The organism is Roseibium sp., assembly GCF_965233565.1.
GTDB lineage: Bacteria > Pseudomonadota > Alphaproteobacteria > Rhizobiales > Stappiaceae > Roseibium.
In genome coordinates this window covers 5,841,121-5,863,920 of sequence record NZ_OZ247494.1, presented here as the reverse complement: position 1 = coordinate 5,863,920, position 22,800 = coordinate 5,841,121, and the positions used below count along the sequence as shown (strand labels likewise).

Annotated in this window: 24 protein-coding genes; 19 read left to right on the top strand and 5 right to left on the bottom strand. The window is 59.0% G+C overall.

Annotation, left to right across the window (positions count from 1 at the left end; all coding sequences use genetic code 11):
* Positions 1-20: 20 nt before the first annotated feature.
* The 10 genes from ACO6TG_RS26730 (at position 21) to rpmG (ending at position 11,433) form a co-directional block, all read left to right on the top strand.
* A complete protein-coding gene (locus tag ACO6TG_RS26730) occupies positions 21-1,322 on the top strand; it encodes a dihydroorotase (RefSeq protein WP_422375986.1) in 1,302 nt (433 codons plus the stop codon).
* 105 nt (positions 1,323-1,427) lie between these two features.
* Positions 1,428-2,207, top strand: coding sequence for a DUF3108 domain-containing protein (locus ACO6TG_RS26725; RefSeq protein WP_422375985.1), 780 nt, complete (start codon positions 1,428-1,430; stop codon positions 2,205-2,207).
* 129 nt (positions 2,208-2,336) lie between these two features.
* Entirely contained in the window at positions 2,337-3,002 is a 666-nt protein-coding gene (gene plsY / locus ACO6TG_RS26720) for a glycerol-3-phosphate 1-O-acyltransferase PlsY (protein WP_422375984.1), read from the top strand.
* Complete coding sequence (dprA, locus tag ACO6TG_RS26715; RefSeq protein WP_422375983.1) at positions 2,999-4,150, top strand: DNA-processing protein DprA; 1,152 nt, start codon at positions 2,999-3,001, stop codon at positions 4,148-4,150. The genes plsY and dprA overlap by 4 nt, the downstream gene beginning before the upstream one ends.
* A gap of 188 nt (positions 4,151-4,338) precedes the next feature.
* The gene (topA, locus tag ACO6TG_RS26710; RefSeq protein WP_422375982.1) at positions 4,339-7,053 is read left to right on the top strand and encodes a type I DNA topoisomerase; all 2,715 of its coding nucleotides are present in this window, start codon (positions 4,339-4,341) and stop codon (positions 7,051-7,053) included.
* Between the two features lie 62 nt (positions 7,054-7,115).
* Entirely contained in the window at positions 7,116-9,368 is a 2,253-nt protein-coding gene (rnr, locus tag ACO6TG_RS26705) for a ribonuclease R (protein ID WP_422378957.1), read from the top strand.
* Positions 9,365-9,838, top strand: coding sequence for a DUF983 domain-containing protein (locus tag ACO6TG_RS26700; protein WP_422375981.1), 474 nt, complete (start codon positions 9,365-9,367; stop codon positions 9,836-9,838). Before rnr ends, ACO6TG_RS26700 begins: the two co-directional genes overlap by 4 nt.
* The gene (locus ACO6TG_RS26695; RefSeq protein ID WP_422375980.1) at positions 9,835-10,581 is read left to right on the top strand and encodes an NUDIX hydrolase; all 747 of its coding nucleotides are present in this window, start codon (positions 9,835-9,837) and stop codon (positions 10,579-10,581) included. The genes ACO6TG_RS26700 and ACO6TG_RS26695 overlap by 4 nt, the downstream gene beginning before the upstream one ends.
* Positions 10,582-10,641: 60 nt before the next feature.
* Entirely contained in the window at positions 10,642-11,043 is a 402-nt protein-coding gene (locus ACO6TG_RS26690) for a RidA family protein (RefSeq protein WP_422375979.1), read from the top strand.
* 222 nt (positions 11,044-11,265) lie between these two features.
* Complete coding sequence (gene rpmG / locus ACO6TG_RS26685; protein ID WP_094070346.1) at positions 11,266-11,433, top strand: 50S ribosomal protein L33; 168 nt, start codon at positions 11,266-11,268, stop codon at positions 11,431-11,433.
* Positions 11,434-11,990: 557 nt separating this feature from the next.
* Here rpmG and ACO6TG_RS26680 read toward each other — a convergent pair.
* Positions 11,991-12,362 (bottom strand): response regulator, encoded by a 372-nt coding sequence (locus tag ACO6TG_RS26680; RefSeq protein WP_094070345.1) that lies wholly within the window; start codon positions 12,360-12,362, stop codon positions 11,991-11,993.
* A 135-nt stretch (positions 12,363-12,497) separates the two neighbouring features.
* On the opposite strand from ACO6TG_RS26680, the gene ACO6TG_RS26675 reads away from it, so the two are divergent.
* The 3 genes from ACO6TG_RS26675 to ACO6TG_RS26665 are packed head-to-tail and all read left to right on the top strand — an operon-like array spanning position 12,498 to position 14,801.
* Positions 12,498-12,797, top strand: coding sequence for a DUF3572 domain-containing protein (locus ACO6TG_RS26675; RefSeq protein WP_422375978.1), 300 nt, complete (start codon positions 12,498-12,500; stop codon positions 12,795-12,797).
* The gene (locus tag ACO6TG_RS26670; protein WP_422375977.1) at positions 12,790-13,455 is read left to right on the top strand and encodes a hypothetical protein; all 666 of its coding nucleotides are present in this window, start codon (positions 12,790-12,792) and stop codon (positions 13,453-13,455) included. The genes ACO6TG_RS26675 and ACO6TG_RS26670 overlap by 8 nt, the downstream gene beginning before the upstream one ends.
* A gap of 32 nt (positions 13,456-13,487) precedes the next feature.
* Entirely contained in the window at positions 13,488-14,801 is a 1,314-nt protein-coding gene (locus ACO6TG_RS26665; protein WP_422375976.1) for a DNA polymerase IV, read from the top strand.
* 21 nt (positions 14,802-14,822) lie between these two features.
* Here the strand turns inward: ACO6TG_RS26665 and ACO6TG_RS26660 are convergent, their stop codons facing one another.
* Positions 14,823-15,638: a cell envelope integrity EipB family protein gene (locus ACO6TG_RS26660; protein WP_422375975.1), complete on the bottom strand. Its 816-nt coding sequence runs from the start codon at positions 15,636-15,638 to the stop codon at positions 14,823-14,825.
* A gap of 337 nt (positions 15,639-15,975) precedes the next feature.
* On the opposite strand from ACO6TG_RS26660, the gene ACO6TG_RS26655 reads away from it, so the two are divergent.
* The 3 genes from ACO6TG_RS26655 to ACO6TG_RS26645 all read left to right on the top strand — a co-directional run bounded on the left by ACO6TG_RS26655 (position 15,976) and on the right by ACO6TG_RS26645 (position 18,681).
* Complete coding sequence (locus tag ACO6TG_RS26655; protein WP_422375974.1) at positions 15,976-16,440, top strand: RidA family protein; 465 nt, start codon at positions 15,976-15,978, stop codon at positions 16,438-16,440.
* A gap of 58 nt (positions 16,441-16,498) precedes the next feature.
* Positions 16,499-17,269 carry a glycerophosphodiester phosphodiesterase family protein gene (locus tag ACO6TG_RS26650; RefSeq protein WP_422375973.1) on the top strand — a complete coding sequence of 257 codons (771 nt, stop codon included), beginning with the start codon at positions 16,499-16,501 and terminating at the stop codon, positions 17,267-17,269.
* Positions 17,270-17,364: 95 nt separating this feature from the next.
* Positions 17,365-18,681 carry a GNAT family N-acetyltransferase gene (locus ACO6TG_RS26645; RefSeq protein ID WP_422375972.1) on the top strand — a complete coding sequence of 439 codons (1,317 nt, stop codon included), beginning with the start codon at positions 17,365-17,367 and terminating at the stop codon, positions 18,679-18,681.
* Positions 18,682-18,707: 26 nt separating this feature from the next.
* Here ACO6TG_RS26645 and ACO6TG_RS26640 read toward each other — a convergent pair whose 3' ends face one another.
* A complete protein-coding gene (locus ACO6TG_RS26640) occupies positions 18,708-19,661 on the bottom strand; it encodes a GNAT family N-acetyltransferase (RefSeq protein WP_422375971.1) in 954 nt (317 codons plus the stop codon).
* Between the two features lie 150 nt (positions 19,662-19,811).
* Here ACO6TG_RS26640 and ACO6TG_RS26635 point away from each other — a divergent pair, with 150 nt between their 5' ends.
* Positions 19,812-20,522 carry a substrate-binding periplasmic protein gene (locus ACO6TG_RS26635; protein WP_422375970.1) on the top strand — a complete coding sequence of 237 codons (711 nt, stop codon included), beginning with the start codon at positions 19,812-19,814 and terminating at the stop codon, positions 20,520-20,522.
* Positions 20,523-20,605: 83 nt separating this feature from the next.
* Here the strand turns inward: ACO6TG_RS26635 and ACO6TG_RS26630 are convergent, their stop codons facing one another.
* Both ACO6TG_RS26630 and ACO6TG_RS26625 read right to left on the bottom strand, forming a co-directional pair.
* Positions 20,606-20,926, bottom strand: a complete 321-nt coding sequence (locus ACO6TG_RS26630) for an antibiotic biosynthesis monooxygenase family protein (protein WP_422375969.1) — start codon at positions 20,924-20,926, stop codon at positions 20,606-20,608.
* 89 nt (positions 20,927-21,015) lie between these two features.
* A complete protein-coding gene (locus ACO6TG_RS26625) occupies positions 21,016-21,957 on the bottom strand; it encodes a LysR substrate-binding domain-containing protein (RefSeq protein ID WP_422375968.1) in 942 nt (313 codons plus the stop codon).
* Positions 21,958-22,082: 125 nt separating this feature from the next.
* Here ACO6TG_RS26625 and ACO6TG_RS26620 point away from each other — a divergent pair, with 125 nt between their 5' ends.
* Positions 22,083-22,268: a YdcH family protein gene (locus ACO6TG_RS26620; RefSeq protein WP_094070334.1), complete on the top strand. Its 186-nt coding sequence runs from the start codon at positions 22,083-22,085 to the stop codon at positions 22,266-22,268.
* A 29-nt stretch (positions 22,269-22,297) separates the two neighbouring features.
* Positions 22,298-22,501: a hypothetical protein gene (locus tag ACO6TG_RS26615; protein ID WP_422375967.1), complete on the top strand. Its 204-nt coding sequence runs from the start codon at positions 22,298-22,300 to the stop codon at positions 22,499-22,501.
* The last annotated feature ends 299 nt before the right edge of the window (positions 22,502-22,800 follow it).

Sequence of the window (22,800 nt, the reverse complement as noted above, 5' to 3'; positions counted from 1 at the left end):
CCGACCAGAGGATAGAAAACGTGGCACTCGACACACCCAAACCTCTGGTCCTTTCCAACGCCAGAGTGATCGATCCGGCACGCGGCCTGGATGCCCCCGGATCGGTGATCATTGCCGATGGCACCATCCTCGCGGCAGGGCCTGAAGCGGCCAATCAGGGCGCCCCCTACGGCGCGGAAATCGTCGACTGCAAGGGGGCTATCGCCTGCCCTGGCCTGATCGATTTCTGTGTCTCCGTCGGTGAACCCGGCGCCGAACATCGCGAGACGCTTGCCAGCGCATCCGATGCTGCGGCCGCTGGCGGCATCACCACGATCTGCACCATGCCGGACACCGATCCGGTGATCGACGATCCTGCTCTTGTGGATTTCATCCTTCGGCGCGCCCGCGACACGGCAAGCGTCAACGTCCTGCCGCTTGCGGCCTTGACCAAGGGGCTGCAGGGCAACGAGATGAGCGAGATCGGCCTTTTGAAGGAGGCCGGTGCCGGTGCCTTCACCAATGGCCACAGGTCCGTCAAAAACGCCCAGGTGATGCGGCGTATGATGACCTATGCGCGGGATTTTGATGCGCTGGTCATCCACCACACTGAAGACCCGGATCTTGCCGGCGGGGTCATGAATGCCGGCCTGAATGCCAGCTGGAAGGGCCTGTCAGGCGTGCCGCGGGAAGCTGAAATCATCATGCTGGAGCGGGACCTCCGCCTGGTGGCCATGTCGAAAGGCAAGTACCATGCGAACTTGATCTCGACCTCCGACAGCGCTGATGTGGTGCGCGCCGGCAAGGCAAAAGGTCTCGACATAACCGCCGGGGTCTCGATCAACCACCTGACCCACAACGAGAACGACATCGGGGCCTATCGCACCTTCTTCAAGATGTCGCCGCCGCTGCGCGATGAAGACGACCGTCAGGCGATGATCGCCGCTGTCGCCGACGGCACGATCGACATCATCTGTTCCAACCATGACCCACAGGACGTGGAAACCAAACGCCACCCCTGGGCCGAAGCCGAAGACGGCGCGATCGGACTGGAAACACTGCTGGCGGCCGCGCTTCGGCTGTATCACTCCGAGCAGGTTGACCTTGTAACGCTTCTTGCAACGATGACCTGCCGTCCGGCGGACCGGCTGGGGCTTGAAACCGGCCGGCTTGCCAAGGGGGCTCCGGCGGATGTCACCGTTTTTGACCTTGACCGGCCCTGGGTCCTGGAAAAGAGCGCCATCCGTTCCCGGTCGAAGAATTCACCTTTTGAAGATGCAAGGTTCTCCGGCCGGGTCCTGCGTACCGTTGTGGCCGGCAGGACCGTTTATTCTCATAGTTAAAGGCGGGTCCCCCCGGATCATTCGCACTCTTTTTTCGATCCCGACCTGCTTGGCGCCACAATTGTCGCCAAGCTGTCGGGTGTTTGAACAATGCGGATGAACCAGATGCGTTCGATTTTCATTTTGCCCTTGATGGTGTCCCTGCTGGCAACCCCGGCCGCGGCCGCCGACCTTTACATGAAATACAAACTCTATGCGCTGAGCCTGCCGATCGGCTCCGGTGTCCTTAATCTGGATGCTGACGAAGATAGTTACTCTCTCAGCGCCAACGGAGAGACCGCGGCTTTCGGCAAGCTGGTGTCCGATGGCAAGGGAGCTGTCAAATCCAGCGGCAAGGTCAAAAACCTGTCGCTGGCCCCGGCCAGTTACGCGCTTGACCTCAAGAGCGAGGATGAGACCGGCACGGTTGCCCTGAACATGAAGGCCGGCAAGGTCGACAAGGTTGCGGTCAACCCGCCCCAGGACCGGATGAAGGAGCGGATCAAGGTCACCTCCGCGCATCTCAAGGACGTCGTCGACCCCTTGAGCGCCGCACTGCTGCCGGCCCCCAAGGGTCTTGCAAAAGATAGCTGCAACAGAACGTTGCGCATCTATGACGGCAAGGAGCGTTACGACGTCCATATGCGATACAAGTCCCGCCGCTCCGCGCGGACCGCTGACGGCCGGTTCAAGGGAGACGTGCTGGTGTGCAGTGTTCGCTATGAACCTGTCGCGGGACATCGGCCCAAGCGAAAAACCATTCAGCAGCTGGCCGCCAACAAGTCCATGGAAGTCTGGCTCGCGCCCGTCGGCGACAAACCCTTTCTCGTGCCCCTGAGAGCCAGCATTTCCCTGCCCTTCGGGTCGCTCGTCGTCGAGGCGGAGAAATACAAGCTGTCCAGGTGAAGCTGCCGGCTCTTTCGCCCGCCGGCATTTTCAAAGAAAGGGAAAACACCTGCCGCCGCTCTTGATCCATGCGCCCATGCCGGTACATTGCCATGGCAAATTTTACAAATGTTACCGGAGTGCCTGAGGTTGCCTGACCCGATCAGCTGGGAATTCGCCTGGCCCTACTATCTTGCGGCGATTGCCTTCGGCTACCTGCTGGGCTCTATCCCGTTTGGCCTGATCTTTACCCGCATGGCCGGGCTCGGAGATATTCGCAAGATCGGATCCGGCAATATCGGCACCACCAATGTGTTGCGGACAGGCAAAAAGTCCGTTGCGCTCGCGACTTTGCTGGGAGATGGCCTCAAGGGCACGGTCGCGATCCTGATCGTCGGCTACGCCTATGGTCAGGACATGGCAATCGTTGCGGGTCTCGGCGCCTTTCTCGGGCACCTCTTCCCCATCTGGCTGAAGTTCAAAGGTGGAAAAGGGGTCGCCACCTATCTCGGTATTCTGCTCGGGCTTTATTGGCCGATGTTCCTGATCGCGGCCGCGATCTGGATCGTGATGGCTGCCGTCTTCCGGTATTCCTCTCTCTCCGCCCTGACGATGACCCTGCTGACACCAATTCTGCTCTGGTTCGCCTTCCACCAGTTCCAGATGGCTGAAATGTTTGCGCTCCTCACCCTGCTGGCCTGGGTCAAGCATCACGAGAACATCGGCCGGTTGTTGCGAGGCCAGGAAAGCAAGATCGGCGCGAAGTCCAAACCGGCTCCGGAGGCTGCAAGCCCTCCGGGTGACGGGAGCGCTTGAGCAGCCCGGCAAACGATAAAACAAACAGCCTCTCGGAGGCGGAACGGATCGATTGGCTTCGGCTAATACGGTCGGAAAACATTGGCCCCAGAACCTTCGTCGACCTTCTGTCCCATTGCGGAAGCGCACGGGAAGCGCTCAACCGATTGCCGGAACTCTCCCGGCGTGGCGGCCGGAAAAGCTACCGGATCTGCCGCCCAGAAGCCGCCGAAGCGGAACTTGAGGCGCATAGTCGCTTCGGTGCCCGGCTTGTTGCCTTGGATGAGCCGGATTATCCGCAACATCTGAAACACATCGATGCACCTCCGCCACTTTTGTCGGTGCTGGGCGGCGCGGCGCTTTCCAGAGAGCGTATGATTGGAATCGTCGGCGCACGCAATGCCTCTCTTTCGGGACGCAAGCTGGCCTCCCTTTTTGCAAGAGGACTGGGCGGGGAAGGATTTGCCGTTGCCTCGGGACTGGCGCGCGGGATCGATGCAGCCGCCCATGAGGCAGCGATCCAGACCGGCACTATTGCCGTTTTTGCCGGAGGCATTGATGTCCTTTATCCGCCCGAGCACGACCGGCTGCTGAAAAGCCTTGTCGATGCGGGCGGCGCGGCCATCAGTGAAATGCCTTTCGGGCTGAAACCCCGTGGCCGCGATTTCCCGCGGCGCAACCGCCTGATCTCCGGTGTTTCTCTCGGCGTGGTCGTGATTGAAGCTGCCAAGGCCTCCGGGTCCCTGCACACGGCTCGTTACGCCCTGGAACAGAACAGGGAGATCTTCGCTGTCCCCGGATCTCCGCTTGATCCACGCTCGGAAGGCGCCAATGGCCTGATCCGGCAAGGGGCCATGCTGGTCACTTCGGCAACAGATGTGCTGGAGGCCCTGTCGGACCGCCTTGAACCGGAGTTGCCGCTGCTCCGGAGGGATCCATCGAGCTTGCTCGGAGAAGAGGCTTCAACGAACGCGAACACTTTGTCGGATCCGGATCAGAAATACCGCGACCAGATCCTGCAAGCCCTCGGACCAACCCCGGTCGAACTTGACGAACTGATCCGCTTCAGCGATGGCGATGCGCGCTCCGTCCACATCGTTTTGCTGGAACTGGAGCTTGCCGGACGGATTGAGCGGCATGCCGGCAACAAAATCTCCGCTCTTTATTGAAGGACAGTTTTAACTTGTTTCTCAGTGGATAACCGGTATCTGGAGCGAACAGCTTGACCCGGATGCTGCAAAGGTCCATTTGACAGGCGGCGCCTGATCCGTGATCGTCTGCGCCATCTGATCATCGCTAAGATCACCTTCTCCACCGGGCGGGGGCTCCGTTTCCGGCAAAAATTATTTGGGTAAGAATGAACGTCGTCATTGTGGAATCGCCGGCGAAAGCCAAGACGATCAACAAATATCTCGGCTCCGACTATACGGTCCTGGCCTCTTACGGGCACGTGCGCGATCTGCCGCCCAAGGACGGATCGGTCAAGCCCGACGACGATTTTGCGATGAGCTGGCAGGTGGACAGCAAGTCCCAGAAGCGGCTGACAGAAATCGCCAATGCGGTGAAGGAAGCCGACCGTCTCATTCTCGCGACTGACCCCGACCGCGAAGGGGAAGCCATTTCCTGGCACGTGCTGGAAGTCCTGCAGAAGAAACGCGTCCTGAAGGACAAGCAGGTTGAACGGGTCGTGTTCAACGCGATCACCAAGAAGGCGATCCTGGAGGCGATGGACAATCCGCGTCAGCTGGATGCGCCCCTGGTTGATGCCTATCTGGCGCGCCGCGCCCTGGATTACCTCGTGGGCTTCACGCTCTCGCCCGTGCTCTGGCGCAAACTGCCGGGTGCCCGGTCCGCCGGCCGCGTGCAATCCGTGGCGCTGCGTCTGATTTGCGACCGGGAAATGGAGATCGAGACCTTCACACCTCAGGAATACTGGTCGATCTTTGCCAACATGAAGACGCCGGCCGGGGACATGTTCCAGGCCGGTCTGACCGGTTTCGACGGCCAGAAGATCGGCCGCCTCGACGTCAAGAACGAAGCCCAGGCAACAACCATCAAGACCATGCTGGAAAGCGCCAGCTTCAAGGTCGACAGTGTTGCTTCCAAACCTGCCAGACGCAATCCGGCGGCGCCGTTCACCACATCGACCTTGCAGCAGGAAGCCTCCCGCAAGCTCGGCTTTGCCGCGTCGCGCACCATGCAGGTCGCACAGAAGCTCTATGAGGGCATCGCCATCGGTGGCGAAACCTCCGGCCTCATCACCTATATGCGTACCGATGGTGTCCAGATCGCTGGCGAAGCCGTTGCGGCCGCGCGTTCCGTCATTGCACAGGACTTCGGTGACAACTACGTTCCGGAAAAGCCGCGCGCCTATTCGTCAAAGGCGAAAAACGCCCAGGAGGCGCACGAAGCCATCCGGCCGACCGATCTGTCCCGTCGCCCGAAGGACGTTGCCCGCTTCCTCGATCCCGACCAGGCGAAACTCTATGAGCTGATCTGGAAGCGGACCATGGCCTCGCAGATGGAATCTGCGGTTCTGGAACGCACGACGATCGAAATCCTCGCTGACGGGTCCGGCAAACGCGCCAATCTGCGTGCGACCGGCTCGGTCGTTCGGTTCGACGGTTTCCTGGCGCTCTACCAGGAAGGCCGCGACGACGAGGAAGATGAGAGTTCCAAGCGCTTGCCTGCGGTGGATCAGGGTGCGGCTTTGACCGCTGCATCCGTTGACGGCAAGTCGGACCCGATCGAATCCAGTCAGCATTTCACCACGCCGCCGCCGCGCTACACCGAAGCCAGCCTGGTGAAAAAAATGGAAGAGCTCGGCATCGGCCGGCCTTCCACCTACGCCTCTACGCTGCAGACCCTGCGCGACCGCGACTATGTTGAACTCGACAAGAAACAGCTCGTTCCGCTGGACAAGGGCCGCATCGTCATCGCCTTCCTGGAAAGTTTCTTCCAGCGCTATGTCGAATTCGACTTTACCGCCAGCCTGGAAGAACAGCTCGACAAGATTTCCGCCGGCGAATTGTCCTGGCTGGACGTGCTGCGCGATTTCTGGACCGGCTTTTCCGGTGCCGTCGACGAAATCAAGGACCTGCGGGTCGCGGAAGTCATCGACGCGCTCAACGAGCTCCTGGGTCCGCATATTTTCCCGCCGAAGGAAGATGGCTCCGACGCCCGCAAATGCCCGTCCTGCGACAGTGGCCAGCTGTCCCTGAAAGTCAGCCGATGGGGCGCCTTCATCGGCTGCTCCAACTATCCGGAATGCGGATATACCCGCCAACTCGGCAAGCCGAGCGGCGAGGACGGCGGTGCGGACGACGGCCCGAAAGTGCTCGGACAGGATCCGGGGAGCGGCCTGGATGTTTCCCTGCGCAACGGCCGGTTTGGTCCCTATGTTCAGCTCGGCGAAGAAGCCAAGCCGAAACGGTCTTCTCTTCCCAAGGGTTGGTCGGCTGCCGACATGGACCTGGACAAGGCCCTGCAGCTTCTTTCGCTGCCGCGCGAGGTCGGACCGCACCCCGAAGACGGCAAGATGATCACGGCCGGTATCGGCCGCTACGGACCATTCGTTCTGCATGAAGGCACCTATGCCAACCTGTCCTCCCCGGACGAGGTTTTCTCGGTCGGCATCAACCGTGCCGTCGACGCGCTGGCGGAAAAGCGGGCCAAAGGGGGCGGCCGGCGCGGTGCGGCTGCAACACCGCTGAAGGAGCTTGGCGAACATCCGGATGAGGGCGGACCGGTCAATGTCTATGACGGTCGTTACGGTCCTTACGTCAAACACGGCAAGATCAATGCGACCTTGCCCAAGGACAGCGACCCGAAGGCGGTCACGCTGGAACAGGCGCTGGAGCTGATCGCTGCCAAGGCCGCCAAGGGTGGCACCAAGAAGAAAGCCGCGGCCAAGAAGCCTGCAGCAAAGAAGACAGCAGCCAAGAAATCGGCCAACGGTGAAGACAAGCCGGCCACAAAAAAGACGGCAGCCAAAAAGACGACCGCCAAGAAGACCGCCAAGACCAAGGTGGATACGTCGTCCGAAGAGGTGCCCTGGGATGATGCCACTTGAGCGCAAAACGGATAAAGCCGCGCAAACACAGCAATCGTAAACACGCCAAGGTTCCAGGTGAGATGCCCTCGCGAGAGGATATTCTTGCTTTTGTCGCCGACAATCCGGGCCGCGCCGGCAAGCGCGAGATTGCCCGGCATTTCGGGATAATCGGCGGCGCGCGCATTCATCTGAAGAAGATGCTCAAGGACCTTGCCGATGACGGCCTGATCGAAAAGCGCAACAAGCGCATGATCCGGCCCGGCGACCTGCCACCGGTTTTTGTCGCTCATCTGGCGGCCCGTGATCGCGATGGCGAATTGCTGGGCACGCCCGTTGACTGGGACGACGAGGCCGGCGACCCACCCAAGATCCTTGTTCTGACCGGCAAGACCAAGGCCACCCAGCCCGGTCTCGGCGACCGGGCGCTGATCCGGCTGACGGAGGCTGAAACCGGACCGGAAGCTGACCATGTGGCCCGTGTTATTCGTGTCCTGGAAAAGCGTCAGGGCGCTATTCTCGGCATCTTGAGAAAACGGGACGGCAACCGCCCGCCCTATCTCGAACCGATCGACAGGAAGCAGCGCGAACTGGATGTTGACCCGGCCGAGATGAAGGAAGCGGACGATGGGGACCTGGTAAGTGTCCAGGTCAGCCGTTCCGGCCGGTATGGCCATCCGCGCGCGTCGATTGTCGAGCGTTTCGGCTCGATGAACTCCGAGAAGGCCGTTTCTGAAATCGCACTTCAGTCGCATGGCATCCCGCATGTTTTCCCGGCAGCCGTCGAAGCACAGGCCGAAGCGGCAAAACCGGTTGAAAAGCTCGGCAAGCGTGAGGACTGGCGCCAGGTTCCGCTGATCACCATCGACCCGCCTGATGCCAAGGACCACGACGACGCCGTCTATGCGGAACCGGATGAAGACCCGCAGAACGAAGGCGGGCACATTGTCTATGTCGCCATTGCCGACGTCGCACACTACGTGACACCGGGCTCACCGATGGACCGCGAGGCCAACCTGCGCGGCAATTCGGTCTATTTCCCGGACCGGGTGATCCCGATGCTGCCGGAGCGGATCTCCAACCAGCTGTGTTCGCTCAGGGAAAAGGAAGGCAAGCCCGCGCTTGCTGTGCGCATGATCTTCGACAAGACCGGCCGCAAGACCGGTCACACGTTTCATCGCGTGCTAATGCGCTCGGCCGCAAAACTCTCCTACCTGCAGGCGCAAAAGGCAATTGACGGCGTCACCGACGAGAAGACCGAAACGATCCTCGACGGCATCCTGAAGCCGCTCTGGGCTGCCTATGCGGTGCTCCAGAAAGGGCGCGATGCCCGCGAACCGCTGGAACTCGACCTGCCGGAGCGCAAGATCAAGCTGAAGGAAGACGGTACTGTCGATCACGTCTATGTGCCGGAGCGGCTGGACGCGCACAAGCTGATCGAAGAATTCATGATCCAGGCGAATGTTGCGGCGGCGCAAACGCTGGAGCAGAAGAAAACACCCCTGCTCTACCGGATCCATGACGCCTCCACGCCGGAAAAACTGGAAAGCCTGAAAGACTTCCTGTCGACGCTGAACATGAAACTGCCCTCCTCGGGCGGTCTCAGACCGTCCGCCTTCAACGGCATTCTGGCCAAGGTCAAGGACAGCCCGCAGGCCCATCTCGTCAATGAAGTCGTGCTGCGCAGCCAGGCGCAGGCGGAATATGCCCCGCAGAATATCGGCCATTTCGGCCTCAACCTGCGGCGCTACGCCCATTTCACCTCCCCGATACGCCGTTATGCCGACCTGATCGTGCACCGGGGTCTGATCTCGGCGCTCGGATTGGGCAATGACGGTCTGCCGGATGGCATCGAAAGCAAGCTGGAAGCCATTGGCGCGGAAATCTCGGGTGCTGAGCGCCGTGCGATGCTGGCCGAACGCGATACGATCGACCGGCTGATTGCGCTGTGGATGAGCGACCAGATCGGTGCGACCTTCCAGGGGCGCATCGCCGGCGTGGTAAAGTCCGGTCTGTTCGTGCGGCTGGAAGAGACCGGGGCAGACGGCTTCGTGCCGGCGTCCACCATCGGCCTTGACTACTATCGCTATGACGAAGGGTCGCATGCCCTGGTAGGTGACAAATCCGGCGAGACCCACCAACTTGGCGATCAAGTGGAGGTCCGGCTTGTGGAAGCGGCCCCCTTTGCAGGCGCGTTGACCTTTGAACTGCTCAGCCACGGGCGGATTGCCGGCAAACGCATTCGCAAGGGCGCCCCGAAGGCCCGTCGCGGTCCGCCGAAAGGCAAACGCAACACCTCCTCCTCGAAGAACAAGGGTCGAAGGAGGACTTCGTGACGGTCCGTTACGATATGCACGAGACGATGCAGGCTCCCGAACCGCCTGCGGAAAAGCCGAAGCGCAAGATCATTCCCGCCATGCTGCGCGGTTCCCGGAACCGCTGTATGAACTGCGGCGAAGGCCAGGTCTTCGACGGCTTCCTGACAACCCGCCATGCCTGTGCCAAATGCGGTGAAGAGTTTCACCATCACCGCGCTGATGACGCGCCGCCCTATTTCACCATCACCATTGTCGGCCATATCGTGATCCCCGGCCTTTTGATCGTCGAGGTCCTGTGGCGCCCGGAGCTCTGGATCCATATGTCGATCTGGATACCGCTGACCCTGATCCTGTCGTTGGGTCTGATGCGACCGATCAAGGGAGCCCTGGTGGGGCTGCAATGGGCGCTCTACATGCACGGCTTCGATCCGGATGCGGAAGACGACCTGCCGCCACCGGCTCCGACACCGTCTGAAAGGACCACATGACCGGCACCTTTGAGAAGCAACTGGCGAAAGACGAGAAAGCGGGCGACTATCCCTATATTCGCCCGAAGGATGCAGCGACGCTGCTCATTCTCGACCGGGATGACAAGGGAACGGTCCGCCTCTTGATGGGCCGGCGCCATATGCGCCACACCTTCATGCCCGGCAAATTCGTGTTTCCAGGTGGCCGGGTGGATCCGGGCGACTCCCGTATCGCCAATGTGCTGCCTTATCATCCGGATGTGGAATCCAGACTGTTCAAGGATCTGAAAAACGCCAAGTCGGCGGCGCGGGTCCGTGCGCTCGCCCTGGCAGCCATTCGTGAAACCTATGAGGAGGCGGGCCTCTTCATCGGGCGCAAGACCGAGGCCGCTCCCCTTCGTCTTGGCGCCGGGTTCGAAGCCTTTGCCGAGCGGCACGTCCAACCCGATCTCGGCGGCCTGCGCATGATCGCAAGAGCGATCACCCCGCCGCGGCGCCCGAGGCGGTTCGATACCCGTTTTCTCGCCGTCTGGGCGGATTCAATTGCAGACAGGTTACCCGAAGGCCATGGCCCCTCCGGCGAACTGGAAGACTGTGCCTGGCTCACATTTGAAGAGGCGCGGGCAAAGGAACTGCCCATGATCACCACAAAGATCCTGGGAGATCTGGAAGAGCGTCTGGCGGCCGATCCTGAGCTGACACCGGCACCGTCTGTTCCCTATTACTTCTTCCGCAAGGGCGGCTTTGTCAGAGAAACGCTCTGATCTCGCCATGAACGCCTGCCCCAGGCGCCCTGCCCGCTGTATTCCTGAAAAGGGTCACACATGGAAAAGACCGCCATCGTCCCGGACGAGCTGGAGAGCTTTTACAGCGACTGGAAGATGTCGCCTGGACTGGCCTGCGGCGACTTTCTGTTCCTGACCGGTTTCACAGGCGCGGATGCCGACGGCACCCTGTCCACCGATCCGGAAAAACAGATGCGCAACGCTTTCCGCAAGATCGGTCTGGTTCTGGAAGAAGCGGGACTGGACTACAGCGCGCTTGTTGAAATGACCACGTATCACGTTGGACTGCGGGATCATCTTGCCCTGTTCAAGTCCGTCCGTGCTGACTATGTGCGCGAACCCTACCCGGCCTGGACGGCCATTGAAGTCGCCGGATTTGTCCGCGAAGGTGCCGTCATCGAAATCAAGGCGGTTGCCTGCCGCAGGCCCAGTTCCAGCTGAACTTCGGAACCGGTGTTTCGCGTAGCCTGTTGTTGCAGATCGCCCAGGAGCGCAGCCGCGGAAGGTGCATGACTTTTTAACTGACGAGCACCAGCAATCGCTTGACTTTCGCGCCACGATGAGTAGTTTGCGCGCTGATTTCAGACATTGGGGCAGATTCCTCGCCAGCCCATCTGGCCACAAGAACTCTTTGCCCGACAACAAAGAACAGGAACCACGGCCATGGCCAAGGCGACAACAATCAAAATCAAGCTGCTCTCCACGGCGGATACCGGTTTCTTCTATGTCACCAAGAAGAACTCCCGCACGATGACCGAGAAAATGGTCAAAAAGAAATACGACCCGATTGCCAAGAAGCACGTCGAGTTCAAGGAAGCCAAGATCAAGTAATCTTGCTTTCTGAAAGTTGCATCAAAAACCCGCCGGCAACGGCGGGTTTTTTGTTGGCCGACCGGCAAAACTCATTATCCGGCAAACGAAGCCCGGCACGCTTTACAGCGCCGGGCACGCCGTCTCGAGCGGTTGATTTCTAAGCACAATTACGGCGGAGGAATTAGTGGTCGGCGGGAACACGGCATTCGAGGAGGCCACTCATCGGCCGGTTCCCAGCCGACCTGCCCCACGGACCCAGGAGATGCGGCGGACCTGAGCACTCCGAGGGGAAACTACTTTGCCAACTTAACGTTAGGTCAATTATGACCTCGTCAATGAGGCGATCAGGAAAACTCCTAACCTGTGATCACACTACCCTATTGTAACCCGATTGCAATAATTTCCATAAAATATACACAGAAACAATGCGATTTTAGTAAATCCGTAACCTTAATGTGAAGCTCGCACCAAGGTCCGCCAAGTGATTCTGCGCAACACAAGCGACTTCAGCCCTGGTTAGCGCTCGAAATCTTGTACAAATATTGGACTGAAAATTGAGCTGAACGGTGCGACGCTCACGCCTCGCCGAGATAGGATCGCACCGTCTCGAGAAACTTCGCCACCGAAATTGGCTTGGAAATATAGGCTTCGCAGCCGCCCTGGCGAATGCGTTCCTCATCACCCTTCATGGCAAAGGCGGTGACCGCGATAACCGGAATGGACGAGATATCCTCGTCTTCCTTGATCCACTTGGTCACTTCCAGCCCGGACACTTCAGGCAATTGGATATCCATCAGGATCAGATCGGGATGGTGTTCACGCGCAAGACGCAGGGCCTCGATACCGGTCCGGGTTTGCAAGGTGTTGTAGCCGTGCGCTTCGAGCAGATCATGAAACAGTTTCATGTTCAGCTCGTTGTCTTCTACGATCAACACCGATTTTGCCATAAGTCCGGCCCTTCACCCGGCGGCTTGCCGGTCCCATTTATCTTTTTGCAGAGCTTAGCCTGCAGTAGAACCCTTCCCCGGTCCACATTAGGTTTCTTCTAACCCGGAATCGTTTCAGAAAGGCAAAAAAACACAATGAAAAATATGCAAGGCAAGTCATTGTCCGTTGAAGAAGCTCAAGGAATTGCCACAGAAGCGCTGCTTCAACTCAGCCGGGAACCCGAGCAAATCGGCCGATTTCTTGCCTTTTCAGGAATTGGACCGGAGATGATTCGCGATGCGGCCGGAGAATCCGGTTTTCTTGCAGGAGTTCTTGAGTTCTACATGGCCGACGAGGCACTTCTGCTTACTTTCTGCGAAAATGCCGGAATTCGACCGACAATGATTGCAGCAGCACGTTTTGCCCTGGCCGGAGGAGAGCCCGATCATGCCTGAACCGACCCCGGTGCTGCCGGAGGTCCTGGTACAGATACACGCTCTGCCCACCTCCTCCCGCCCGCTCATCATTTGCGATGTCGATGAAGTCATTCTTCACATGATTGCTCATCTGGAGGCCTATCTGCACGCACGCAACCTGCGTTTTCTCAATCACCAGTACCGTCTTACGGGCAATATCGGCCCTCACGACAATGATGTCCCTCTGTCCGCAGACGATGTAAAACGTCACCTGCACGCATTCTTCGACGAAGTCAGTCATCAACAGGAGATTGTTCCAGGGGCTGAAACGGCGCTGAAGGAGCTCTCCACCGACTGGGACATTGTACTCCTGACCAATCTGCCGGGGGGACACAACAAACCGGCACGGGAAAAACTTCTGTCCAGCCTGGGCGTGCCATTTCCAGTGGTGACCAACTCCGGCCCAAAGGGCGGTGCGGTTGCAGCACTGTCCGCGCAGCGTGCTCAGCCGGTCGTCTTCATTGACGACAGCCCGACCAACCACAGCTCCGTCAACGCATCCCTGCCCTCGTCGGTGCAGGTCCAGTTCATCGCCGACGCAAGGTTCCGGGCCAACATGCGCCAGGAAGATCACATCGACCTGCTCACCGGAGATTGGCAGGAGACGGCGAACTTCATTGGCGATATCCTGCGCTGACGAACAGCGCTGGACCAAGAAGAGCCGGACCGGTGACACAGCTCCCTATATCCAACCTCAGCCTTTGCCGGGATTGCGGCGCCCGATCGCAGGATACGGGCGCCCGTTGCCTGACCTGTGGCAGCCCGCGGCTTGTTCGCCATGCCGAGCTGGACCAGCTGTCCATCGCCCACATCGATTGCGACGCCTTTTATGCAGCCGTCGAGAAACGCGACAATCCGGAGCTGCAGGATCTGCCCGTCATTATCGGCGGCGGCCAGCGGGGTGTCGTCTCCACCTGCTGCTATATCGCCCGGATCTACGGGGTGCGGTCCGCCATGCCGATGTTCAAGGCCATGGAAGCCTGCCCGCAGGCCGTGGTCATCAAGCCGAACATGGAAAAATACGCCAGGATCGGAAAAGACATTCGCGAGCGTATGCGGGCCCTGACGCCACTGGTGGAACCGATCTCTATCGACGAGGCTTTTCTGGATCTCACCGGCACCGAGCGGCTGCACAAGGCGGTGCCGGCTGAAATCCTGGCAAGGTTTATCCGAGACCTTGAAACCGAGATTGGCATTTCTGCGTCGGTCGGCCTCGCCCCCAACAAGTTTCTGGCAAAACTCGCGTCCGATCTTGAGAAGCCACGCGGTTTTTCCGTCATCGGAGCGGCCGAAGCTGAATCTGTGCTGGCGGTCATGCCGGTCGGGCGGATCTGGGGTGTTGGCAAGGTCTTCCAAAAGAAACTTGAAAAGGACGGCATCCGAACCATCGGCCAGTTGCAGGAGATGGACGCCGCCGATCTTGCCCGCCGCTATGGATCGATCGGTCTGCGTCTCGCCCGCCTGTCCCATGGCGACGACAGCCGGGACGTCACACCTCAGCGCGGTGCCAAGAGCGTGTCTTCCGAAACCACCTTCCGGACGGATATCTCAAGTTTCGAGACGTTGCGCCCGATCCTGAGAAACCTGTCGGAGAAAGTTTCTGCGCGATTGAAAAAGTCGGAGCTCTCGGGACGCGGTGTCACGCTGAAACTGAAAACGGCTGACTTCAAGACCATCACGCGTGCGCGCCACCTGCAGGATCCGACCCAACTTGCCGACCGCATATTCGCAGCAGGCGAGGATCTGCTCGCAGCAGAAACGGATGGCAGACGGTTCAGGCTTATCGGGATCGGCGTCAGCGATCTGGAAACGGCCGAGCAGGCAGACCCGCAGGATCTTGTCGACCCCAATGCCGAACGGCGCAAGAATGCGGAGCTGGCGGTGGACCGGCTCCGCGACAAGTTCGGAAAGTCGGCTGTGGAACTCGGCCTGACTCACGCCGCCCGTTCCGGGCGGGAGACAAAAAAGACCGGCGGCAACTGACCACCTCCAGCCTTTCGGCGATCAGTCTTGCGGGCAGTCGCCTTCTTCGTAGAGTTCAAGCGACGCCATCTTTCCGTGAATGGTGAAGTCGCCATAGTCGAGTTTCAGATGGCTGCTGATGCCGTTTTCATAGAGGCGGAACGCCAGCTGGTAGACAGGCATCAACTCGCCTGACGCGTCATCCTTGCTCGGATCGAAATAGGCGACGGTGACAGGCCAGTAGGTTTCGCCATCCAGCGACGCGGCCACAGCGTCCGCATTTCCCTGCAGGTCGTTGACGGCTCTGGCGCCAATGACCGTGGTCGTGGCATAGACTTTTTCGCCTGTTTCAGCGCCGTCATAGATGTCGGCCGCCAGGAAGTGCACATTCTCGTCTGCCGCTTTCAAAATGGCGAGAAGATGCTCGGTCGGAAACAACACGTCGCCGCCGATTTCCAGTGATTTTTCCGCCGGCTGCTTCAACTCAACCGTCCTGGCATCTGCGCCGGCATGCGCCGTGCCACGGGTTTCCTCAACCAGCTTCTGATCAACAAAGGTCTTGGACAGGAACTGATAACTTGCGGCCGCCGGCTCCTCGAAGGACGTCGTCTGCAGATCCGTGATCTGGGACCCGCCGTTGGTGTCCTGGAACTCGGTCACGAAGCGGAAATTGACGCTGTACCCCTCGCAGGCATTGCCGGAAAAATCATAGACCATGCGCCCGCTCAGCCCTGCGATGCCCGCTTGCTCCTCCGTGTCGCCGAGCTTCATGTCATAGACGGCCCTGTGCGGCGCCAGCTTCTGCCCTGCAGACGCCCCTGCGCCTGCTGCCAGGACAGGCGTCCCCTGTCCAATCACCAAAGCTGCGGCACAGAATAAAGCGCCTACAGAGAGCGACAGTGATTTCGGAGCGACTTGCATCAAATTTCCTCTTAACTCTTCCTGAGACGGCCTATTTGACCAGTCCTCATGCCCCATTATGCGGCAAAAGACGGGTTTCGCCACATGGAATAGTGCCGCTATCGTTTCTTTCCCCCCGATCATCTGAGCGCCTGGGTTCAACTGCAGCGCTTTCCGCCCTCAAACGCAACAGGACCGTCCGCCAGGACACGCTTCAGTTTGTCGTTTTTGGCCTTGTCACCTCAGCCGAATTGCGCCAAGACACGCCAGGATTTTTAGAACCTGGAGATGGCCGATGAGCACGATTGAAGCCCGCTTGAATGATCTGGGGGTTGCCCTGCCGGAAGCTGCCGCGCCTGCGGCGAACTATGTTCCCTTCGTGAAGACCGGTAATCAGCTCTTTATTTCCGGACAGCTGCCGATGGCTGACGGCAAGATCCAGGTCACCGGCAAACTTGGCGACACGCTCAGCATCGAAGATGGCAAGACAGCCGCACGGCTGTGTGCCATCAACCTGCTTGCCCAAGCAAAGGCCGCAACCGGCGACCTGGAAAAAGTCGTCCGTCTGGTGAAGATCGTCGGGTTCGTGAATTCCACCGCCGACTTCGGCGACCAGCCGCAGGTCATCAACGGCGCGTCCGACTTCCTGGTGGAAGCCATGGGCGACAAGGGACGTCACGCTCGCTCCGCCGTCAGCGCAGCCTCGCTGCCGTTTGGTGTTGCAGTCGAAATCGAAGCCATTTTCGAAATCGAAGCCTGATATTTTGCCCGGTGCCCCGCAAGGTGCACTCTCCTGCCCGTTCCTGCAGACCGATATCATGACCCCGGATCTAGAAGCCATTTTCGCACGCCCGATTGCTCATCGTGGCTATCACAATGCCGATGATGGCATCATCGAAAATACCCCCTCCGCCATCCAGAAATCTGTCGACCATGATTTCGCCATCGAGGTCGATGTTCAGGAAACAGCCGATGGCCAGGCACTGGTGTTTCACGACTATACGCTGGATCGTCTGGCGGAGGGCAGCGGGCGCGTGATCGAACACCAATCGGCTGATCTTCTGAAAATCCACATGAAAACCGGGACGGACCGGTTGTGGCTGCTTCAAGACCTGTTCGACCTGGTTGACGGCAAGGTTCCCCTGGTCATCGAGATCAAGTCCCTGATGCGCCGCGATGCCCAGGGTGATTTTGTCCGGCACATTGCCGATCAGGTCGCCGCCTATAAAGGACCGGCCTGTATCAAGTCTTTCGACCCGGACATGTTGTCGATTGCCCGGGGCCATCAGCCCAATGTGCTGCGCGGCATTGTTGCCGACGGCGCCGAGCCGGGGCCGGATTATGTCCGCTATGGCCGGGTCGACCGGTTCATTCTGCGCCATATCCTGCATGCTCCGCGCACACGTCCGCATTTCGTTTCCTATGGTGTCAAGGACCTGCCCAAGGCAGGGCCGAGCCTGTTACGGTCGATGTTCAAATTGCCCCTGATGTGCTGGACCGTTCGGACGAGAGATCAGCGAGAGCGCGCGGCCCGCTACGCGGACCAGATCGTGTTCGAAGGATTCGATCCGGACAAAACCGCCACCTAAAGGCAGACAGCCGGGCTATGCCCCGGCGCCCTTGCGCCGCAACATGAATGCGCTACATCTAGGGCATGAGTTTACTGGTCGGTTTTTTCTAAGGCATGACAATCAACGGGCCCGAACACGGCACGACGACTGACGCATCGCGCGCTCAGGATGCCGTCACGCTGCGCATCCTGTCGTCTCTGAAAGACATTTCCACCGCCGATTGGGATCGCGTGGCGAACCCCGGCTGGAGACTGACCGGCCCAGGCATCCTGGAAAAACAGGCGCTTGGTCTGTCCAAAGACAGCCTGGCCAGTTTAATCACCGCGGACGATGAAGCCGTTTCTGAAGAAACCGACTTCAACCCCTTCTTGTCACATGCTTTTCTTGAAGCCTTGGAGGCGTCTGGCTGCGCCACCAGCGAGACCGGTTGGTTGCCGCGGCACATGGTTCTGCAGGAATCGTCCGGCGCGATCATCGGAGCTGTTCCCGCCTATCTGAAGAGCCACTCCCAGGGAGAATATGTGTTTGACCACGGTTGGGCGGATGCGTTCTACCGGGCCGGCGGCGACTATTATCCAAAACTGCAGATCTCGGTTCCCTTCACTCCAGCCACCGGGCGCCGGTTTCTGACGGCAGCCGGCATCAACCGGGAGGCCGGCCTGCAGGCGCTAGCTGCCGGGCTTGTACAGGTCTGCCAACGTTCCGGCGCGTCCTCTGTCCATGCAACTTTTCTCACCAAACCCGAATGGAACAGCCTCGGTGAACTGGGCTATCTCCGGCGAACAGATCAGCAGTTTCACTGGGAAAATCAGGGATATGACAGTTTCGAGGACTTTTTGATCGACCTTGCATCGCGCAAACGCAAGGCCATCCGGAAAGAACGCCGCGAAGCGCTGAAAGTGGAAGGCATCGAGGTTGAATGGGTCACGGGGAACGACCTGACGGAAGCACACTGGGATGCCTTCTACAGTTTCTACATGGACACCGGCTCCCGCAAATGGGGCCGTCCTTACCTGAACCGCACCTTCTTTTCGCTGATCAACGAACGCCTGGCGGAGCGCACCTTACTGATTCTGGCCAAGCGGGACGGACGCTACATCGCCGGTGCGCTCAACTTTATCGGCTCGGAAACCCTGTTCGGTCGCCATTGGGGCTGCACGGAACACCACCCTTTCCTGCATTTTGAACTTTGTTATTACCAGGCCATCGACTTTGCGATTGCCCGTGGTCTCAAGCGCGTCGAAGCGGGCGCCCAGGGCGCCCACAAGCTGGCGCGCGGTTATCTTCCAACCACGACCTATTCGGCGCACTGGATCGCCCATGAAGGCCTGCATGATGCCGTCGCCGACTTCCTGGAGCACGAGCGCCACGCCGTTGAGCGGGAAAACGAAGCTCTGGCCGAACATGCGCCCTTTCGAAAAGCGGACTAGCTGTACCGACGGAAAACGCGCTGCGATCAGGTGAGATGAAGCTGCATCTCGTATTGCCGCAACAGCTCCTGCGCGCCGGCTTGCTCCAGAAATCCGTTAACTGCCGCCGCGCTTTCATCGACATTGACAAAGGTCAGCGAGTCTTCACCCGCCGCCTGCCACAAGGCCTGCAGGATTGTCCTGCCCAGCCCTTTTCTGCGGACAGAACGATGAACAGCAAGCTGAGCGACGGCACCGTCCGGGTAGACCGCCCCCCAACCGAGCAGCTTGCCCTCCACCTGGATACCGAGCAAATGATGATCGGGACTGAGCGCCTGAAGGGCGAGACGGCCATTTTGCGGCGTCGGCTCAGTGTCGAAAAATCCGCCGGTCTCAGTCGGAATTTGAGACAGATCCAGTGGACCCGGCGCATAGTCCAGGCTCTGCGAAGCCGGTTCCGACGACAACTTCAAGACCCGCAAAGTCCGGTGACGATAGAACCCCATGGCCTCATAGGATCTGATTGCCGCATCGTTGGTGATGATAACCTCCAGCTGCAGACCTTTTGAGCCGGAAAGCTGCTGCTGTGCGATGACCGCGCCCAGGAGCTGTCGCGACAGTCCCTTGCGCCGGTGATCCGGCAGCGTGCCAACGGAAAGCGTATAGGCCAGTTTCCCGAATTCCACCCGGGGCTCACCGGAGAACCAGAATGCCGCAATGTTATCCCCTTGCAGGGCCACAAAAGAATGCTCGGCACTAAAGCCACGCTGGCGCTGGAACGTCCTGAACGCTGTTTCTGACAATTTGAGCGGGATCACATAATCTGAAAACGCGGCATTCATGGCAGCGCATAACCGAGCCGGCGCAATATCGCGGCAATCAGAAATTCGATATTTCATGGCAATTTTCCCGAGCATTCGCTGTTTGATCTTAAAAAATGTACCGTAATTATCGCAATATTCAACAAGCTCCACCGAAGCACGAGAAAGAAAAACATTCAACCTTTCGTACTCTTTGTTAAATACTCACTAATCGATTTAATTTCTTTTCTTATTCATTACTTCCTCGAAGTAACCTTTTCGTCACTTCCCGGCGTTACCAACAAGATCATAACAATCAGATTTGCCTCCACCTTTCAGGAAGGAACCCCCATGAAACATTTTCTTGGCATCGCAGCCCTGTCTGCCTTCGTACTGGCTGCACCGGTCCAGGCCGCAGACGTCAACCTGACCACCGAAGAATACAAGCCTTTCAACTATATGGACGGCGACAAGATTGTCGGCTTCGGCGCTGAACAAGTGTTCGAAATCATGAACAGGGCCGGCCTTTCCTATGAAGTGGAAATGGCACAATGGTCCCGCGCGATCGGCCTTGCCGAAAAAGAAGCTGACTACTGTGTCTTCACCGCATCGCATACGGAAGAACGCGATCCGAAATTTGTCTGGGTCGAGCCACTCAATGTCGACCGGACGCTCCTGATCAAAAAGGCAGGGTCGGATGTAAACCCTGGCAGCATCGATGACGCCAAGGCCTTCACCGTCGGCACCCAGTCTCAGGACTATACGGAATCCCTCTTGCAGCAGCAGGGCTTCCCGAAAATCGATGCCGCCAAGAATATGGAAACAACCCTCAAGAAACTCGACGCCGGCCGCGTCGACATGGTTGCCGTTTCCGAGGCCTTCTACAATAGCCTGAAGAAAGACGGAAAAGACGTCGACCTCGCAGTGGTTCTTTCCGAGACTGTTCTGTCGATGGCCTGCAACCCGGGCACCAATGCAGACAACGTCAAAAAGATGCAGGATGCGCTGAAGTCCATGATTGACGACGGCACCCAGGCAAAGATCCTGGCGAAATACGAATAAGTCGCCAAACGTGACGGAATGAAGCGGCCGCCCCTCTGGGCGGCCGTTTTTGTGTTCCTTTCGTAATCCTGTCCGGAGAGCGGCTAGTTGAAGCTCTCGGCGACGTCATACATGACTGGTTCAAAGCTCTTGCAAAGCGCACTGATGCGCCGGTTGCGCTCCCGCATCTCCGGTGTCCTGAGCATTGCGAGGAAGTCTTCTCGTCGCCGCCACTGCGAATAGTTGGCGATCCGTGTCTGAGCGTCATTCACGTGAAGGCCTGCTCCAATGAAGCCGGGCTGGTGCTGAATGAAGCTATCATAGGCGTCCTTCAGCTCGTCCAGCAGATCAAAGCAGGTCCCCGGCGTCATTTCGAAGGTCGTGATGACGGTCTGACAATCGCGGTCACTTGAAATCTCAGGCATGACTCTCCTCCTCGGTCAGTCAGAAGAGGCTGGCACGTTTTGGAATTGCCGACAACATGGGGAGGATTACGTGGGGCATCGGAGGTTTGTCAGTTGACCTCGTCTTCCAGCGTCACGCCCTCAACGGCCATTGCTCCAACAGCCTGCTGCGCCAGTGACAGCAGCTTTTCATAATGTGCCGTTCTTGAGCTGCCGCGACGCCAGACAAAATACATCAGCCGGCGCATCGGCAGGCCATCGACCTTCTTGAGCAACAGATCCGGTTCCTTGCCGAATTCGGAAGCAATATAGGCGGCCGGAAACAGGGCCAGGCCCATGCCGATCGACGCCATCTGGCGCATGGCATCGAGGCTTGTGCCCTCGTAGTCCTGCCGGAATTCAGCCCCAGCAGCGCGGGCAAGCGCCTGAACGTCGTCATGCAGGCGAAAGCCCTGGCTGAGCGCAAGCAGCTTTTCGCCTTTCAGCATGTCGACCGGAATGACGTCGAGGCCTGCCAGCGGGTGGGATTTCGGCACCGCGAGGGCAACGCTTTCATGGCAGAGAATTTTAGCGCTCCACACCTCCGACGGCGTGATATCCGGCGTCAGGATGCAGTCCAGGCTGCCGGACGCGAGCGCCTCCTCCAGAAGATTGGGTCTGTCCTCGCGGATATAGAGCTCCAGATCCGGGAAGGTGTGTTTCAGAATCGGCAGCAGGAACGGCATGAAATATGGCCCGAATGTGGGCGACACACCGAGGCGGATCAAACCGCCCAGATTGTCCTGGCCCGCCTGTGCCGCCGTCACGATTTCGTCGAGGTTTTCAAGAGCCTGACGCGCCAGGGGCAGCAGCCGCTCCCCCGCTGCGGTGAGGGTGATGCCCCCTGCACCGCGTTCCAGCAACGCGACCCCGAGATGATCCTCCAACAGCTTGAATTGAGAAGACAAAGTCGGTTGCGACACGTGGCAGGTAGCCGCTGCACGGCCGAAGTGGAGGGTCTCGGCAAGTGCCACGAAATAATCCAGTTGTCGTGGTGACGGACGGAACCGCATGCAGACATCCTTTTCGATAGATTTTATCTATCACAATAATACAAACAATGTATTTCCTCTATGCCGGTTTTGTTCCCATATCCAGTGTGTCCACAGAGAGAGCCAACCGGAAGAGGAGGAAAGCCATGTACAACCGACTGAAATCCTTGCGCAGCCAGCACAACACCCTGGACTCGCTGATCCGCCGGGAAGAGGGGCACCCCTACCCGGACGCTCAGCACATCCGCTCCTTAAAGAAGTTCAAATTGCGCCTGCGTGACGAGATCACTCGCATCGAGACAAGTCTGAACGCCAACCGTCTGGCCTACTGACGGAGCCCCCTTACGAAACGGAGCTTGAAATGCCGATGTTCTGGCCCTTTTTTCCTGTCATGTCCGCCGTACCGCCCCAGCTACAAAGACGCACCCGGTTGCAGGACCTGGATGCCCGCATGACGTCGTTCCTGTCTGAAAAGCAGGTCTCGAGCACCGCTTGCCCCAAGGTGCTCGACAACGTCAAGGCCGCCAGGTCCAAAGTCCAGCGCGAGATGGCCACAGCACGCTAGGTCTGCAAGTCAATCGCATGATTGACCAGGCAAATGACCAGTGCCCACTGCCCCATCCCGGACAACCGCCGTCCGGATCCTGATGGCCGTCCACAGCTGGACTGCCCGCCCGCACAGGCCTCGCGGGCGGGCTTTTCTTTTTGAATTGAGCCCGGACTTCAAAGAGGCCGACAAGGGCCCATGACGTAACGCGAGGACGTTGAAAAACTGATTCCGAAAGGTTTGCCAAGGTCTTGAGAAACGATTCCTTTCCCGGTTTGGCCAACTGTTGAAGCCCCCGCCCGGCTCCTGACCGGAAA